We start from the raw sequence: 17,917 nt of genomic DNA on the forward strand, positions 1-17,917 counted from the left end.
TAGAACATAAACAACGCCAAAAAGTCTCTCTAATTTCGCTTGTATATGTCCTCGAATCGCACGATATCGTCTTCTCCGAGATAGCCGCCGGATTGAATTTCTATGAGATGCAATGGCATTTTCCCGGGGTTTTCCAGTCGGTGTTTTTCGCCGATAGGTATATACGTTGATTCGTTTTCAGTAAGAAATTTCTCCTCGTCTCCGCAGGTAATGCGCGCTGTTCCGCTTACCACGACCCAGTGTTCGGCGCGATGATGGTGCATTTGCAGCGATAGCTTTCCACCAGGATTAACTGTGATGCGCTTCACCTGGAAACGATTGCCAAGGTCGATTCCCTCATAACTTCCCCAAGGCCGATAGACGGTTGTGTGATTCAAATGTTCGGTACGATTATTTTTTTGCAATTCTTCGACGATCTTTTTTACTCTTTGAACCTGATCTTTATGAACTACCAATACCGCATCCTTGGTTTCGATAACTATCAGATTCTCAACGCCGACCACTGCCACCAAGCGACTTTCTGCACGAATCATTGAATTTTTAACATGGTCGGTATACACGTCGCCACGGAGTACATTGCCTTCGATATCGGCATCCAGTATTTGCGACAACGCAGACCACGATCCGACATCGTTCCAGCCTATCTCTGCTGGGACCACGACTGCATGGGCAGTGTGTTCCATTACTGCATAGTCGATCGACTCGGATGGACATTCCGCAAAGAGAACCTCATCGAGACGACAGAAGTCCAGATCGCTGTAGGCGTCCTTGAACGCTTTCTGACAACTGACGGCGATTGCTGGACGAAAGGCGGTGAGTTCTTCTAGGTAGCGCGACGCCAGAAACAAAAACATCCCACTGTTCCAGCTATAAGCAGGGTCTGCAATGAGCATTTCCGCGGTCGAACTATCTGGCTTCTCTACAAATCTTTCAACGGCGTAACAACCTTCAGTTCCGTCTGCCAACTTGCCACGGCGAATATAGCCGTAGCCAGTCTCCGGCCCGGACGGCACTATACCGAAGGTTGCCAGAGCACCGTTGCATGCAGCTTGTGCCGCACGCTGCACCGCCACATGAAAAGCCTTAACATCCGCAATCATATGGTCGGCAGGAAGCACTAGCATGAGTGCCTCTTTATCCTCTTTTAATAAAAAATGTGCGGCAGCGGCCACCGAAGGAGCAGTATTTTTTCCGCATGGCTCCAGTAAGATGCCCATGGGTGCCACACCGATGGCGCGCAATTGCTCTGCCACAAGAAATCGATGTTCGTTACCGCAGGTGATGAGCGGCGGCATCAATTCAGTCCAATCCAATAACCGCAACAGCGTTTCCTGCAACATCGAATAATTAGAGCATAAGGGCAATAGTTGCTTGGGCAGTGCCTCACGCGATAATGGCCATAAGCGTGTGCCGGCACCGCCAGCGAGAATAACCGGATAGATTCTCATGCGGCACCTACCGGCAGGACTGCGTTGAGGTCCCATCTGGGCTCTTGCAGATTATATTGTGACTCTGGCTTCACTAAAGTTGGCGATTCTATTGATAATACCGGCGTCAACACCGGCAGCGCTACCGATCGCTTATCGCGGGCATCGCCCCACGCGTGATGACCGGCTTCTGGTAAGTGCACCATTTCACCGGCACGGTTCACGCTATAGTCTTTGACTATAACCATTTCTTCGAGATAAGCGCCAGGGAAAATTCGCGTGTATTCAAATAAGGCGCTACGCACCACCTTCGAACCGGAACAAATGTGACTGCCATGTCCGATCCAGGTCGGCCCGATGATGGTAGAGCCAGCCTCAATCTGGCAACCGGCACCAATATAAACTGGCCCCTGAATGATCGTGTCTTGCCAGTTAATCTGGGTATTGAGACCCACCCATACACCATCGGCAATAGGTGTTCCCGGGACTTGAAGTTGCGCCACCTGGCCTAAAAGAACGCGTTGCATCACGCTCAGATAATCGGTGACGGTGCCAATGTCAATCCAGTTAAAGAACCGTTGTTGGGCGTAAAACGGTAGACCCTTTTCAGCCATCAACGGAAACAGATCAGAGCCGATGTCGAAGATCGTGCCAGAAGGAATCAGATCAATGGCCTCGGGCTCAAAGATATAGATTCCAGTGCTCGCAAAATTGGAGAGTGCTTCTTCTTGTTTCGGCTTTTCCTGAAACGATTTGATCCGTCCATCGGAGTCGGTCACCACCACGCCATAGTTATCGACTTTATCCCACGGTACTTTTTTGGTGATTACACTGACCATTGCACCTTTTTGCTTATGTTCAAGCAGCGCGGAAGCCAAATCCAGATCAATGAGCGCATCGCCACATATTACAATAGTCGTATCGTCGAAGAAGTTCGCAAACTCCTGAATTTTCTTGATGCCGCCAGCAGAACCTAAAGGTTCAGCAATCAGTTCCCCGCGCTCGTTGACATAACCTTCAAAGGAATAGCCGATCTGAACGCCGAACTGACTTCCATCCCCGAAGTAGTCTTCAATTTTTTTGTGCAAATAACTCACGTTCACCATAATATTTCGCACGCCATAACTGGCAAGAAATTCGACCAGATAAGCCATTACCGGTTTTCCCATAATCGGTATCATTGGTTTCGGAAGATCATAGGTCAAAGGACGAACCCGCGTACCCTTGCCAGCTGCCAATATCATTGCTTTCATTTTGTATACCTCGAAAATTTAATATTTAATTGCGGCTAATATTTTCAAATTTCCACCTGTCCGTCATGCCCTAAGTGCGGCGTTGTTACTTCAGACTTTAAGGTTTGTCGCGTGTCTAATTGATCTGTTGGGACGGTCGCCACGATGCTTCTGGCATGCAATCAAAAATTGGATAATGTCGATGGTGTAGCGTCGAATTAAGCGGCGGGGTTCAAGCCATAATCGATACAACCACTCGAGCCGGATGCTTTGTAAAAAAATGGGCGCGCGTGTTTTTTCGCCACTCCAAAACTCGAACAATGCCCCGACGCCGATCACGACATTTGCATGTAGCTTGCTGCGATTCAATAGTATCCATTCCTCTTGAATCGGATTGCCGAGGGCGACCAGCACCACTTCTGCATGAGAGAGGTTGATTGCGTCAATTAATTCGGCGTGATCATGTTCAAGGCCGGTATATCCGTCGCACTTGCCTACGACCGTCTGGCCTAACGCCATCTGAACATGTTCAACTGCTTTGGCGAGAGTTTCGGGCTTTGCCCCAAGCATAAATACACGCAGTGGTCTTTGTACCCCAGAAAAAAAATAGGGGATGAAATTCGTTCCGTTTAAATTTTCCGTAAATTTTTCACGACGGAACAAAAATGCGGCAATATCCAAGCCAATGCCATCATTAACAATGGTGGTGGAATTACTTTTCATTGTCCCTAGGAGATAGCGGCACTCAACGATAAAATTCGTGTTGGCAAAAAATAGTGACACCTTTCGTTCTTTCTTTACGGTTTGACGCAAGTATCTGGCCAATACTGGTGAAGTCGTCCTAGTGACCGGATAACCCGCGATAGCAATACATTTTTCTTCATTCATCAATAACTCCCTAAAAAAAACTTCTTACTACGCGGCCGCAGAGCAGTGCAACGGGCCACCGGTCAAAGTATTTCACTTGATGATCGCGTAAAGAATCGACGAACCCGCAGTGCTGCCATCAGCATTTCGTGCCAGGAACTGTTGAATGCTCTTATTTTCCAACCGGTAATAACGACGATGAATGGATACAAGAGGCAAGACACAAGTACGCCACCGCCAATAGAAGCCACATCGGTTAAATGATCCGGGATACACAGTAAATAGACGCTGAGTCCTACAAATAACATCACGCTGCCGACTAGAGGCGGAGCCAGCGCGTGCCACATCATGCGAAGGTTTAGATTAAGTATTCGATTCAGAAATACCTGCGAAATCGGATACACCAGCAAAAAGGCCCCACAAAATGAGAGGCTCATTCCGATCAATCCGAAGTTTTGAAAGATCGCAGAAAATCCTGCTGCCAGTAGTAATTGGATTATTCCCAGCAGTACTGGAACACGATTCTTACCCATCGCAAAAAACAGATAATCATTTAACTGCGTGACCGAGGACAGCAAATACAACACTGCTAATGCAGCAATCGTTGGTGCGGCAGGCAACCACTTCGTGCCGAACACTATCGCTACCAAAGGCTTCGCCAGCACCGCTTGAAAACATAGCAATGGCGCAACGCAGAAAATAGTGATCCCGAGTATTTTTAAATATCCTCTACGCAGCGCTGCTAAATCGGTACCCGCATCGGAGAATACGGGTAGTGCGACTTTGTGCATGGAGCTGGAGATGACCAGATACACGGCCGAGGTGACGCGCTTGGCAAGGTTATAGACGCCGGTAGCATATGGGCCAAGCAGTAAACTGACTAGTAATGCATCACCGTTGGTATTGACAAAACCAAGCAAACCGGACAATCCGACCTGGCGAATATCTGCCAGATAACGGCGCATCAGGGCGCTGTCGAAAACCATCCGTGGCAGCCAGCGACTTTGGGCAACAACCAACAGCAGGCCGAGACCGGATGCCGTTACCTGCTGTACTACCAGAGACATGCCGCCCCATCCATGCGCGGCCAGATAGATGCCGACCAGGCCACCGACGGTTATGGAGACAATGGACCGCACAGCGAGTTGTCGGAACATCATGTTGCGCACTAACCTGGCTTCATAGGCGCGCACTAAACCGTAAAACACAATCGATAAACTCATGCCTTGCAGCACCACTTTTAGGTCGGGTGCGCGAAATAGTGCAGAAATCAATCCAGCCGAAAAAAACATCGCGCCAGCGAGCACCAGGCTTGCCAACATGCAGCAGGTGAATACCCAAGAGTAAAGGCGGTCGGTTGGATCTTTTGTCCGCACGATGGGCATAGCAATCGCATCGAATACGACAAGTCGGGTGAAGAGGATAAAAAGATGGGCGGTCGTCAGCAAGCCAAAAGCATCGGGCGCAAGAAAGCGCGCCAGAACGGCAAAGATAATGAAAGACAAGGCTTGCTGAGCAAGGTTATCTACGATCGACCAGATCGAACCTGAAGCAACACCGCCCGATTGATTAATCTTCATCGCGGCGCTTCGTTCCATTTGATGTTCGGTTTCCCCATCATGTGTGTTCCTGTTTTTCGTTTATATTTTTGAAGTGGTCAACAATGCGTATTGGCTGAATACTCATTGATGTCATGCCACGTAATTGCCACATGAGTGCCGCATAAGTGCCAAGTAAATGCTAAATAAGCGATACAACAAGAGTGACATTTAGGCCAACTCAAGAGGGTTACATCGCTTGCTTTAACACCGCCATTTGTGGTTTCTCACCGTTTGCGTCGGGCAGCAGGTTGTATGGATATTCTGCTAACCATGGACCAGTCGACCAATAGGTCCAGCCGCGCCACGCCGAAGCGTTTTTTGTACTGTTGACAATGGCCGCTAACGCTGCCAAACATGGTGAAGTGGGATAGACCCCTACCTCCCCAAGAAATAAACGGTGTTGCGTCGAGATTGCCCATTTCGTCAGCTTTGACATGACCGTGGTTAATATTGCGGGATCAACACAGGTGTTATGGGTGCCCGAGAAATCTTCATCCGCATACTGATGAGTTTCGATCAGGTAATTATTTGCTGCGTCATGAAATGTGCGAAACGCATCCGCATTTGATACTCCGCTAGCGTCTGCAAACCACGCATGTGCACCACTCCAGCTTCCGCCCGCAACCAGAATCAGATTTTTGGCACCATTTTTCCGTAAAGCATCAACTGTTTCCTGCGCTGTTGCAGCCCATTTCGCTATCGGCAACTTACTTGGTTCGTTCATCAAATCGAACGCGACGTTAGTTGGGTCCCTGAAGTGCGGCAGTAACCGCTTCCAAAGATCGACCAGAGCGGCCGGTGGCACGGTAACCGAGCCGATAGGCTGACCGCGATATTCACCGTAATTGTGCACGTCAAGAATGATGCAGACATCCAGCAAACGTGCATCGGCGACTGTATCCATCATTAATTTGAGCTGCGGCGCGTCAAGGTCGCCGAATAGCGCTGGTTGGATTCGCTCCCATAAAAAAGGCAGCCGAAAAGTATTCATTCCTTGTGATTGAAAATGGCGCATATCGGCGATATCGGGATAGATATAATCGTGAAAAACTAATCCCGGTAACTTATTTGCGGCAAACTCCGCACCGCTTAAATTGACGCCGGTCAGGCGTTTGCTATCAAGGCAATTAGCAACTGCGCCATGTGTTATTGCAAAACAGCCCGCCAGGACGGCGAGAAACATTTTGACCGAAAATCCACTCCTCAAAGTGTGGCGGTGCGCAAATCTTATGGTATTTATAAAGGATTGTAATACGTCGCTACAGAAGTTTTTCATGGTCAGTTACCACCCTTGACGGAGAACGGTTGTGTACTTTTTGCGACTGGAAATAGCCCTAGGACCCTCTTCTTTAAACGATTTCCGAGAGATTTAATGAGGCGCGCTCCAGGCTTCTCGATATACTGAAAGTTAAGCCAGGAAACCAGCAAGACGATGATGACAAGTGAGGTGAAGAAAATAATATTAGCCCCGATCGAAACAAGATCAGCAGGCTGCCCTGGAAGAATTTTTTTGTATAAATACAGCACAGGCATATGCAGTAAATAAATTGAAAAGCTGCATTCACCGCAAAAAATAACTAACCTGTTTTCAAGAAATAATTTTCCAATGGCGGACGGAAACGTAAAACTGAAAACAAGAAAAGCGCCAAAAATTGCCGTCAATATGCTGTTGTAAAATTCTTTATTATCTGCGAATGGTAAAGATATCAATCCCATCTCCATTAATACTACCAACGAGACTAGAGCCAAATGTAAGAGCGTCATTGCTTTTCTGCCTTGTCCCTCCTTAATTTTTGAACGCATTGCACCAGCAATAACGCCGAACAAAAAAAAGTGCAGCTTTGAGCCCACAAAAGTTCCAGGGAAAATATCCCGGTATGACAATAAGACTATGCTGCCGAGAATCAAAGCCAGAAGGGCAACAATATCGAATCGCACCACGAGACGGCTGGCCGCAGCCCAGATAAAAATAAAGAGAAAATAGAATTCAACTTCGGGCGTAATGCTCCAGAAAACAGCTATGTTTCCGGAAAAAAGAATATGGCGAATAATATTTCTGTTTGTAATATCGTAAATAAAATGTGGATCAAGTTTCGTACTGATGATGTAAGCGATAAAAATAATAAACAAATAAGCAGGCGCGATTCTTGAAAATCTGGAGATTGCATACTCGATCACATCTGACGCCGAGAAATTTTTTTCTATGTAAAGATAAGCCATCAAAAAACCGCTGAGCGAAAAGAAAATCGTTACGCCGATTTCGCCGGAAAAATTTGTTCTCAGAGGAAGCGAAAACCAACTTACGAAATGCGTATACATCACCATTAACGCTGCTATTCCACGTAATCCGGTAATTTCATTTATTTTCGTTTTTGTCATGGCTGTATTAGACTCAATGTTATTCAAAACTATTTTTGATTAAAAAAAAGATAAGGCGTTTTAACGTGACATCATATTTTTTAAAGACATCTGCATATTTATTGGCGATATCTCGCCAGATCACGTCAGCGTCGACGACATGCTGTAATACCTGAGGGCAAAGGGGAGCCGGTATTGCCGTGAAATGGAAGTCTCAGAACACCGATACCATTCACCACCGCGTCAGGTGCGAGGAATTCCGCAGAGTTTCTAAACAATCGGTTAAGCGTCATAACCTTCAGAGGTTGGTCATGGTGTTCCCGCTGCTGTCGGGCGATATTTTGTACCACGTCTTCCATGCCACCGAAGGAAGGAGAACGTTGACGCACAATGAGCACGGCTTTAATAGGCATAGTGAAAGTCCTTTATGTTCGGGAGAAGGCTGCAGCGCATCCGGATGTCGCTGGTAATGTCATTTTTTGACGCGCTGCCAGGCAACCGACAAGGAACCAGAGAACGCCAGCGGTCTTCAAAGCGAATAACGACGTTCCGCTGACACTTAAGATCAGCGACATGTATAGGGTGATAGAGGCCCGAAAACGATCGCCTCTTTCGTCCTCCATGTTTACCAACCAGAACGCGATCCATAAAAAGAGACATAGCACCACACCAAGCCTTGTCAGCAGAGACGGATAGCCCATATCGCCGAAATAGATGTCAAATCCAACTCCACCAAATATCATTCCTAAGTCCAGACTCAGCAGCATCTTGCCACTAACGAACAGTCGCCCGATCACGCTATCGCTATACCGACCGTCAAAAAATAGGGCAATGCTCAACAGCATTCCTACGATAAGTAATGGCAAAGCAATCATCCAGATATTTTTTTTACTGAAAGGGATGCAGCGCATCAACACCAGAAAAGCTAAAGTAATCAATCCGTAGCGCGAGTCACTTAATGCAATCATCGTCATGGCTGCAAACACAAAGAAAAGCATGTTGACGAGATCGTTACTTCGCTTAGATAAACCCCACGCTCCGATGATCACCGCAAAATTACCAAGCGATACTGGCTCAAGAAAAATCGACGATATTCGGTGACCGCCAAGTAAGGCTGGCAAGATCGTTCTCCCAATGCCCTCCGGCCGCATGCCGTTCAGTCCTAAGACGCTGCCCTTAGTCCAATTCGAACCTGCTATCAGGCCGCCCTGAGTGACGTAATACGAAAAGATATTAAAAATACGGGAAAACGCATCCAGAAAAAATAATTCGAAAAAACCAAAAAATAGCACCACGAGCACCATCATTTTGAGTACACGGTCGGCATAATTGCTATCCCCAATATGACGCCCAAGAGCGTAAAACAGGAGTGGAATCATCACGTCCCGGAAACCCTTTGGATCTAGTTGGTTACGAAAAATCGCCATCAAAAACAGGTATGTCCCGACCAACGCGGCAACTGCCAGAAATTCAAGTCTGATGTGTCGGACCAATACCAGGAGAGCGGCAAGATAGATGAACGCTTCTGTTAATTCCACGCCAGCCATGGAAATGGGATGAATATTCGTATGGATCGCACACAAGACTGTCTGATACACCAATGCGCCGATCAAAATCCAAAATACCAGACCTTTATCCGGTATCTGTAGATCGAGCTGTCGAGGGAAAATAAAATTCCTGATGGCGGATAAATAATGCATATGGCTTATTGACCTTTAATAACGCAAAACGATTAAATCGGCCCTAAGGCGGTGCGATTGCTAATCACGGGAGCCACCGATGCTCGAAATCCTCGACTAAGTCCTCAATACCAACAATTCCTTTATCCCAGATTCAGTTCGTCCGTAATAATCAATCGACCGATTTCACTTTGGCATGCTCGGTATTGCCCTATTAATGCTGGCAAGCGTGGGCACATTTGGCACTGGGGTATCCCTGCCGGAGCCGACCCCGCGATGCGTCAATTCTTTTAATACAGCGAGTGCCACTCCAAGCATCAATCCCATCAAAATCGACAGAACGACGTTAAATTGAACATTGGGGCTCGACGGATGCATTGGTGTCGTTGCCACACTAAGTAAAGACACATCGGATTGATTGGAATTGCCTTCGAGATTAGAGCGGGTCAGGCGTAAATGGACGGCGTCGTAAGCGTGCTGTGCGTTATCAACATCTTCGACCAGAACTGCAAGCCCATCGCGGAAGCGGTTGAGTTCGAATATCCTGGTTCTTTGTGCCGCAAGTGCGGCGCGCACTTCGGCCTCACGCTGACGTAATATGCGGCCGTTATGCGAAGAGCCGTTATTTGTTGCTTTAATATTGCTGCTTAGCGCATCACGCAGGCCGTCTACTTCCGCTTGTGCAGCCTGATATTGAGGGTGATTAGGTGCCAGATTTTGTGATAACAGCGCAAACTTTGCTTCAGCTAGCGCCAGTGATGATTTCAGCGTCTGAACCAGCGAATTCGCAATGACGTCCGGCGAATCTACACCGCCACTACCCATTGCCTGTTTACTGCGTGACGACGCTTCCATTGCCTGTCCCTGAACGATCACCAACTGACTTGAAAGATCATTTAAACGCAGGGTTTCAACGTCCAGACGTTTATCGGTACTTATTAGTCCGTGCACTTGCTGGTATTCGGATAGGTTATGTTGTGCCGTTTCAAGGTTCGCGCGCAAGGTCTTGATCCTCTGTGCAAAATAGATTGCGGCTTGTCGTAACGGCGCTGCCTTGATTTCGAGACTGACCTGTTGATATGCCTTGGTGAAACCATTTGCCACAGTTGCGGCGAATATTGGATCGTTGTCTCTGACATTAATTTCGACCACGCTACTTTCTCGCGCTGGCGTCACATCGACCATTTTTAGCAACATATCAGCTAGCAAGTCGCTGATCGAGTCGCTACTTGCGATTTTGTCCAAACGCTGGCGTAAAAGTGGATCGTTCGCCAGACCTAGATTGGCAACAACTTTTAATGCCACAGTCTTGCTGGTAATGATGTCCATCTGAGTCGCCATGTAACCGGTAGCTAACTGTGCGGGCAAAATCTCTCCCGACACCGGATCGGTACCTTTATAGTTAATCAGTATCGTGCTTGATGCTTTGTACATTTTTGGTAAAAGTAGACTGACACCAGCAGTCACCATCACCACCAAAAACCATGTTATGAGCACGATTTTGTAACGAGTACGAAGTATGGTTAACAGTTGATAAAAATTCATGACTGCACCTTTGAAACAAAGCTAGTAAAAAATAAAATTAATGGCGCCGGCAATCCGGCGCGCACACATATTCATTGACTGGTGGATGCCCTGCCAGGCGCCTTTTTATAGAAAGCTATGGCGGTTATCAAAACAGACTTTCTTTGACGTACACGACATCGTCCGGTAACAATTCATCGTCATTTTTTACGCCAAACGTATGCACTTTTCCTGCTGTATTTTGACGCTTGACGCGTAAGCCGTTTTCCGTGCCGCGCGGTGTAAGGCCGCCGCCAACAGACAACGCTTGCATCACGCTCATATGCCGCTCTAGTCGATACCCGCCGGGATGTTGGACTTCACCGTAGATATAAAATTTAGGTGCCTGCTCGACGTACACCATGTCACCACTGATCAGCGGCATATTCGGCCTCATGTCAGCGGAGTGAACCATGTCGACAAGATCGACAATCTGCTTGTTAACTACGCCATTACGCGTAAAGATAATGGTTGCGGTATCGCCACCATTAGGACCAACACCGCCGGCTAGGGCAAGCATATCGGTGACAGTGCGTGGGCCATCAATGGGATACATGCCCTGGTGCAAAACGTGTCCAAGCATCGAAACCTTTTGACTTTGTAGTTCCGTGACCATGATGTTGACTTGTGCCGTGCGCAAAAAGCCACCGCTGACTAATAAGCCCGCGATCTTTTTTTCCGTGTTCGATGTCGATAATCCTGCCACCCCGACTTCACCTATGAGTGGAAAGGTAATGCTTCCGGTCTCACTGACTTTCGTTTCCAGGTTTAAATCACGATTTCCAAATACGGTTATTTTTACGACATCACCGGCGCCAAGCGGAATATCGGCCGCATGCGCGCTAAATGCTGCTAGCGCCGCTAGAACCACTAACAGTTCAAGTACGACTAAGTAAATTTTTTTTATCATTGTGCGCATCTTCATGAGGTGTTTCACCGTTGCGGAAAATTTGATCAGGGGTTCAGTTACCATTTTCTATTTCAGGTAGCGTGATGGTGCTGCCAATCGACCAATATCGATGCTGATAATAGTCATCATTTTTGTTTACTGCCGTTGCCGGGTGTGACTTTTTTCCAGATTGCTATCGCTTTTATCGACATACTCAAGTTTGGCGAACGGGCGTAAACGGGCAATTTCTTTTGCCGCTATTTCCTGCATGTTTTTTGCCATCAGGAAGCGTTCAATCTGCATTTTTTCCAACGCTGGCGGAACTGGGTTATCCACCAATTTTGTCACTGCGGAAAGTAAATTCCGGTCGCCATCTTTTAAAACAAATAGACGATTTTTTGCAAGGCTATGAAGCTGGTTATAGATATCAGCGGGCAACTCAGCGCTATCATAGGAAACGGCAGTTCTTATATACACAATTTTGTGCGCAGTCAGCCAAGCCTCTACCTGATCAAGTGATTTTCCCGCGTTCATTACCCCTTTTAGCTGGTTGGTGAAATTCGCTGAGGCAATACTTAATTGGTCGACATTAAGCAATTTTCGATGCGTGAACAATTCGGATGACTCCGAAAAAATTCATTCACATTGTTCTTGGTCGGCTGGTCGATTTTTCCTGTTTGTGTTTCCAGATACGCCTGCACGATTGCCTGTGTTTTGTAGCGCTCAATAATCTGTAACACTTTTGGATCACGGTCCAATTTTTGTCGCCGCGCTTCCTTCAACAATAATTTCCGGTCGATCAGCACTTCCAATGTTTGATTTCGCTGGGCTGGTGTAACTGCCACATTGCTGTCATTTACCGGATTTTCGTGTGCCAGTTCGTCCTCAAGTTGGCGCGTGGTAATTTCCTCTTCATTTACCCGTACCAAAATCTTGCTGGTATTCGTATCGGTATTGGTATTGGTATCACCGCACCCGCATAAGCTCAAGGCAGCAAGCGGCACGAGAAGCGACAATATTTTCAATATGGTTATCCTATTGCGGCTTAAAGCTGCACTAACGTAAAAGAGAGCATAAAAATTTTTTGAGCAACTCAAGGTGCGACTCCCGCCAATAAATACCGTCATTCTATTTTTCTCATGGCTAGAACCTTCACGCCTCGTTACCAGCTACGAAGGGCAAAGCCCGTATCTGTTGGCAGAATATTTCGTAAGTCTGGCGTGGCGTATAAGCTGAATGAAGCCGAATGCAATCCGATCGATACTCTGACTGAACGACGGCGTACCTGATACAGCAACAAGCAAAGCCCCGTCAGAAGTAGTGTCCATGACGCAGGTTTTGGTGGCGTTTGTTTTCTAAAACTTCTAAAGAGGTAATAGCGTGAATCATCCGCGGCATTGGTATGTGAGACCGTTTTTTGGGATACGTGATTTGCCTCGACGGAAGCGTGGGATTCTATCGTTGCAGCATCTCCAGGTCGGAAGATGCCGCCTGACTTATCAGACGCGATAAAGAAACCATGCCGCGTTATGGCAGCGTTCCTTAGACTTAATTGAGGGACAGAGATGGCTTGCTGAAAACTCACGCAATCAATATTTGGGGAGATAGTGTGACTGCTATCGCCAACGCTTACGTCAATTTTTTGGGCTGACCACAGGGTGTTGATTTCGTGCGATGAAAAATGAATAGATGGCGTTGTGGCGCTAACAATGCCAGCGTGCCCTGAGCTCATGAAACCCAACAACAGCATAACTATTTTCATCATATTTCCTTTAAGGATATGTACTGAAACGCGCAACACTTGTATGCAAAATTACCATCTTCTTCACCGATTCCACCTACCGGGACGCACGACTTAATTATTAATAGGCATTGTCTTTTTTTAATACTTCCTTGACCGTGCGCATGATAATTAACAGGTCCAGTCCTAGTGACCAGTTACGCAAATACTCCAAATCAAATTCGATCCTTGACCGCATTTTGTCCAGCGTGTCGGTCTCACCCCGGAAACCATTTATCTGGGCCCATCCGGTTATCCCGGGCTTTACTTTGTGTCGCAACATGTATCCCTTAATCAGTTTTCGATACATTTCATTGTGTGCAACGGCGTGAGGACGAGGGCCGACAATGCTCATGCGACCTTGTAAGACATTGATAAATTGCGGCAATTCGTCTAGCGATGTACGGCGTAAAAAGCCGCCAAAACGGGTCACCCGGATATCGTTTTTGGTAGCCTGATCCACCACCGCCCCGTCTTCACAAACGCCCATTGAACGGAATTTGTAGACCACTATTTCTTCCCCGTTCAAACCGTAGCGACGCTGTGCAAAAATGATCGGGCCTGGCGACGATAATTTCACACCAATTGCAATAGGCAACATAATTGGTAACAACATGATCTGAATCAGTAGCGCCAGGACGATATCGCTGCTGCGCTTTAGAACGCTCCGTAAGCCGGTGAATGGCGTTTCACAAATTCCAATGACAGGAATGCCGCCGACGTGATCAAGTCGCGCCTGAATAAGATCAAAGGTATAAATGTCGGGCACAAAATAGACGGATGCCGTCGTGTCTCTCAACTCTTCCATTAAGGAGGAGGAACCCGCATTTTCAGACATTGGCAGACAGATAAAAATGGTCCTAATTTTATGCGTACACGCGTAGAGAGCAACGTCGGCGATCAGGCCAAGATAGGGGCGTGACGGCATTGGGACCGCATACTTTTGGTTGAGCGCTAAGTGGTCATCAAAAAATCCGTGTACGTCCATGCCCGCATTACTGCGGGATGTCAAACGTCGTAGAATATCGGTCCCTAGATTATTCGCTCCGACGATGATAGCCGAGCGCACCTCCCGGTCTTTGCCAATATTGAATGCCAGCCGATAGGCAGTCAAACGACTTAATAAAAGCGCGAATGGCGCAAGCGTAAACCAGGTCAAGACGACTTGATCCGAAAATTCATATCGAAGCCCGGTACCCTGGCCAATTAGCGCCAACAGGCAAACGACTACTGCCCATCCCATAAAAATATCTGTTGCAAAAGCCAGTTTTTTCCCAGCATGTAAAGTGCGGTAAAGATCAATTTGTTCGTAAATAAACGAAGAAATAAAGAAGGCAATAATCATTAACGCCAAATAATTACCGGTAAACATTTCATCCTGAACGACGATGACCAAATAGAGAAGCCCAAGAATAATGGCTGGATCGAGCAAACGCTTGAAGAACGAAATGAGGGGGATATCATTCTCGGTCATTTTGTCTTACCTTAAAATACATGGCACGTATTGGCCGTGATGTCGTTGCTTGCGTATCGACCTGTAGCAATGGCCAGAACTTCTGTATCGCAGGCCTTTGATAGTGCGACCCGCTGACGAACAAAAATTTCTTCCTTTCGTAACAAGTCGAAACGGAGTATTAGAGGTGACCTCTGATAACTTGCTGATCACACCCAAATCCTGGGCCGCCGCTGAACTTGCCACTTTCAATAAATTATTTTTGTCTTTCATACCGTAACCAATATAAGGCGTGAGGAATCAAAGAGTGGTGTCATGAAATCAGTTGCAATGAGGTCGCCAATGTCCCCCAACGCAGCAATGCAGGAGTAAATAGGTAGTACTAAAATGGGTTTCCAACGTAACGATTGAGGCCCAGTGAGGCGTTTTAAACCTTTGCTCATTTAGCTATCTTTCTTTAATCGTCAAGACGCAGCTGGACGCAAAAATCCAACGTTCGAAAACATTTTTTGGTACGTATCGCGTTAATTTGTGGGAAAGACCGTCTTCCGACAATAAGGCCTTACTCTTCGGGTTCGCAAATAAATGTCGGTGTAATCAAAAACGGTAACGACCTGACAATTTGGTGTCAGATTTCTCCTTACCTGGGATCAACTTACGGTTTAATTCCACTTCAATCCAGCACGCAAACATAGGTTGTCCATCGACGATCACTGGTCGTCCGGCTCTATGTGCTTGAAATCCCGCGCGTCGCAACAAGCGCTCAACGCCAAGTGGTGAGACGGTGATGAGCCGCTTAGCCCCATGCTCGGCAGCACAGCGAATTGACTCCTGCATCAGGTTAATTGCAATCGGCGAAGAAAATTCGCCCATGGCCGAATTTGTTTGATGATTGAAATCCATCGCAGCAAAGCGAGATAACTCCCAGACCTCTGGTGTGTGGGGCATGGCCATGCCATGGAGAAGTTGGGGAAATACTTCGCCCAAGAGGTAAGGCGAGGTAGTGGGTAATAAACGGGCGCAGCCGTTCAAATTTCCATGTTCGTCATGCGCGACCACGTACACGGTATCTGGACGATCAAATTGATCTAACTCTGCCCCATTGCTACTCTCAAGGTTCCATTCAAGTGTTTCAATAAAGACTTTATGCCGGTACCTTGACATTTGCGTGATTAACTCGCTTGTTAAGAGGTCTCTAGCGCCCGAAATAACGTTCATTTTTCCACCCCAGAAAATTCTTATTTTTTTTCATATTGAAATGATGACGGAGTTCAAAAAGCTAGGTAACTGTCACTAATTACAGTCTTACGACGTAACAATAACGACTGATACTTGCTGACACTAAATGCACTTTTTGGTAATTTAATTTGCGCCTAAATTTTCGAACAGGATTGAGTCTTGAAAGCTGAGGCGGGAATATCAGCGGTGAATGGAGGTGTCGGTTGGATAGCCGCTGTATCACTTTGATTATTTTTCACGTGAGCCGAGGGATCTGTCGCTTGATTAGGCGTCCCGAACAGGCACCGCGGTAGCATGCAGATCATTCGATGTGTGCGAAAGTTGGACGGTAATAGAGTCGAAATGGAGGAGAAAATATTAGGTCGCAGCGCTGCATCAGGCGAAGATTTACTGGGAGTTATCTGATTACTTAAATAGCTATTTCGTGAGCCATTTTTTTGAGATGGAGAACTGGTTTGGTGAACTCTGCGTGTCGATGCGGCATTAGTATTTTAAATAAGATTTTAAGCACTATTTTACGTGCTACTGGACTTGCCGAGCGACACACGGTGATTTGCTCTTGCACTACCGGCTGTTAGTTAAATGTGTCACTAAATTCTTCCAGAAGAGCGATTTTTCGATTGCCGGATATCTGCTCGACCTCTCTGCTCATAACGATGCTGCTTGGTATCCGGCCCAATGTGGATGGAGGCTGTCGAGTACCGCATACGGGGGCTCAGCCCTGAAATGAAAAGGATCGGCTCTTTATGAAGAAGCTCTTCACATTGCAACCGCATATGCACCCATCGAGATGCGACTAGTTGTAAACGGATCATTTTAAGGGGGGGCGAGTTGAGTTGATTCTTGTGATGCATTTATTTTAGAAATACGGTAAATCTGAAAAAAAATTGAACGGCGATAGAGTTAACTGCTATCGAAAATTAACTGGAGCGGCAGATTTTTTATTTATTGACATTCTGGTCATGGTTGTGCTGATAAGTTGTCCTTCTACAAAAGAAGAAAATCATCGAAAGATATTCCAAAAATACAAATAATTGCGTGTATATTTCCTGTGTGACATTTTAACGGACATTATTTATGCATAAAAAAATTGTGAGGGAGTATGAATAGCTTTCAGGGAGATCAAGTTCAAGCCTTACTAACCGCAGAGAACGAGGCTGCCTTTTTTGCCGCGCTATCTGGTGCTGCTCATAAACTTGGATTCGACTATTGCGCGTACGGTATGCGGATGCCGCTTCCTATCTCTCAGCCGAAGTTGGTCATGCTCAACAACTATTCGAGAGCATGGAAACAGCGTTATTTTGAACAAAATTACCTTATGACCGACCCAACGATCGCACACGGCATGCGCTCAAGCATGCCATTGGTCTGGTCGGAAGAAATTGGTGTCAAATCTCGCCCTTTTTGGGAGGATGCCCACGCGCATGGTCTCGGTGTGGGTTGGGCCCAATCTTGCCACGACACAAGAGGCGTGGGAGGGTTGCTCAGCTTATCGCGCTCTGATGAAGCACTCTCATTAAAAGAACTGCATCACATCACGTCAAATTTAACCTGGCTGACCCACACCGCGCATGAGGGATTGACTCGATTGCTGGTTCCAAAGTTGATGCCGGAGGCTGTTGCGCGACTAACCGCGCGAGAAGTCGAAGTCCTTCGCTGGACCGCCGACGGTAAGACTTCTAGTGAAGTTGGTCATATCATGAATATTGCAGAGCGGACGGTGAATTTCCACATCACTAATACGCTAATAAAACTTGGCGCAGCAAATAAAGCCGGAGCCGTCATTAAGGCAGCAATTTTAGGATTGCTATAACCGGGGTTGGAGGAGC

Annotated in this window: 16 protein-coding genes; 1 reads left to right on the top strand and 15 read right to left on the bottom strand. The window is 46.9% G+C overall.

Translation table 11 applies throughout. The annotated features are described in order from the left end of the window. Positions 1-29: 29 nt before the first annotated feature. The 15 genes from RGU75_RS08275 to RGU75_RS08345 form a co-directional block, all read right to left on the bottom strand. Positions 30-1,448, bottom strand: coding sequence for a mannose-1-phosphate guanylyltransferase/mannose-6-phosphate isomerase (locus tag RGU75_RS08275; RefSeq protein WP_322234805.1), 1,419 nt, complete (start codon positions 1,446-1,448; stop codon positions 30-32). Beyond that, positions 1,445-2,680: an NDP-sugar synthase gene (locus RGU75_RS08280; RefSeq protein WP_322234807.1), complete on the bottom strand. Its 1,236-nt coding sequence runs from the start codon at positions 2,678-2,680 to the stop codon at positions 1,445-1,447. Before RGU75_RS08280 ends, RGU75_RS08275 begins: the two co-directional genes overlap by 4 nt. A gap of 90 nt (positions 2,681-2,770) precedes the next feature. Further along, positions 2,771-3,547, bottom strand: a complete 777-nt coding sequence (locus tag RGU75_RS08285; protein WP_322234809.1) for a WecB/TagA/CpsF family glycosyltransferase — start codon at positions 3,545-3,547, stop codon at positions 2,771-2,773. Between the two features lie 62 nt (positions 3,548-3,609). Further along, the gene (locus tag RGU75_RS08290) at positions 3,610-5,124 is read right to left on the bottom strand and encodes a lipopolysaccharide biosynthesis protein (RefSeq protein ID WP_322234811.1); all 1,515 of its coding nucleotides are present in this window, start codon (positions 5,122-5,124) and stop codon (positions 3,610-3,612) included. Between the two features lie 190 nt (positions 5,125-5,314). After that, a complete protein-coding gene (locus RGU75_RS08295) occupies positions 5,315-6,310 on the bottom strand; it encodes a glycoside hydrolase family 5 protein (RefSeq protein ID WP_322234813.1) in 996 nt (331 codons plus the stop codon). Positions 6,311-6,405: 95 nt separating this feature from the next. Next, positions 6,406-7,506 carry an acyltransferase gene (locus tag RGU75_RS08300; RefSeq protein ID WP_322234815.1) on the bottom strand — a complete coding sequence of 367 codons (1,101 nt, stop codon included), beginning with the start codon at positions 7,504-7,506 and terminating at the stop codon, positions 6,406-6,408. A 125-nt stretch (positions 7,507-7,631) separates the two neighbouring features. Further along, on the bottom strand, positions 7,632-7,898 hold the full coding sequence (locus tag RGU75_RS08305; RefSeq protein ID WP_322234817.1) for a hypothetical protein: 267 nt from the start codon (positions 7,896-7,898) through the stop codon (positions 7,632-7,634). 12 nt (positions 7,899-7,910) lie between these two features. Continuing rightward, the gene (locus RGU75_RS08310) at positions 7,911-9,185 is read right to left on the bottom strand and encodes a polysaccharide polymerase (RefSeq protein WP_322234818.1); all 1,275 of its coding nucleotides are present in this window, start codon (positions 9,183-9,185) and stop codon (positions 7,911-7,913) included. 165 nt (positions 9,186-9,350) lie between these two features. Next, positions 9,351-10,709: a chain length determinant protein EpsF gene (gene epsF, locus RGU75_RS08315; protein ID WP_322234820.1), complete on the bottom strand. Its 1,359-nt coding sequence runs from the start codon at positions 10,707-10,709 to the stop codon at positions 9,351-9,353. 127 nt (positions 10,710-10,836) lie between these two features. Beyond that, positions 10,837-11,637, bottom strand: a complete 801-nt coding sequence (gene epsE, locus RGU75_RS08320; RefSeq protein ID WP_322234822.1) for a polysaccharide export protein EpsE — start codon at positions 11,635-11,637, stop codon at positions 10,837-10,839. 135 nt (positions 11,638-11,772) lie between these two features. Then, on the bottom strand, positions 11,773-12,150 hold the full coding sequence (locus tag RGU75_RS08325) for a hypothetical protein (RefSeq protein ID WP_322234824.1): 378 nt from the start codon (positions 12,148-12,150) through the stop codon (positions 11,773-11,775). A gap of 41 nt (positions 12,151-12,191) precedes the next feature. Then, complete coding sequence (locus tag RGU75_RS08330) at positions 12,192-12,641, bottom strand: SurA N-terminal domain-containing protein (protein WP_322234826.1); 450 nt, start codon at positions 12,639-12,641, stop codon at positions 12,192-12,194. A 137-nt stretch (positions 12,642-12,778) separates the two neighbouring features. Further along, on the bottom strand, positions 12,779-13,381 hold the full coding sequence (locus RGU75_RS08335; RefSeq protein ID WP_322234828.1) for a hypothetical protein: 603 nt from the start codon (positions 13,379-13,381) through the stop codon (positions 12,779-12,781). A gap of 97 nt (positions 13,382-13,478) precedes the next feature. Further along, positions 13,479-14,870 carry an undecaprenyl-phosphate glucose phosphotransferase gene (locus RGU75_RS08340; protein ID WP_322234830.1) on the bottom strand — a complete coding sequence of 464 codons (1,392 nt, stop codon included), beginning with the start codon at positions 14,868-14,870 and terminating at the stop codon, positions 13,479-13,481. A gap of 576 nt (positions 14,871-15,446) precedes the next feature. Continuing rightward, the gene (locus tag RGU75_RS08345) at positions 15,447-16,067 is read right to left on the bottom strand and encodes an acyl-homoserine-lactone synthase (protein WP_322234832.1); all 621 of its coding nucleotides are present in this window, start codon (positions 16,065-16,067) and stop codon (positions 15,447-15,449) included. Positions 16,068-17,190: 1,123 nt separating this feature from the next. Here RGU75_RS08345 and RGU75_RS08350 point away from each other — a divergent pair. After that, on the top strand, positions 17,191-17,901 hold the full coding sequence (locus tag RGU75_RS08350) for a LuxR family transcriptional regulator (protein WP_322234834.1): 711 nt from the start codon (positions 17,191-17,193) through the stop codon (positions 17,899-17,901). Positions 17,902-17,917 lie beyond the last annotated feature (16 nt).

This window comes from Glaciimonas sp. CA11.2, assembly GCF_034314045.1.
Lineage (GTDB): Bacteria > Pseudomonadota > Gammaproteobacteria > Burkholderiales > Burkholderiaceae_D > Glaciimonas.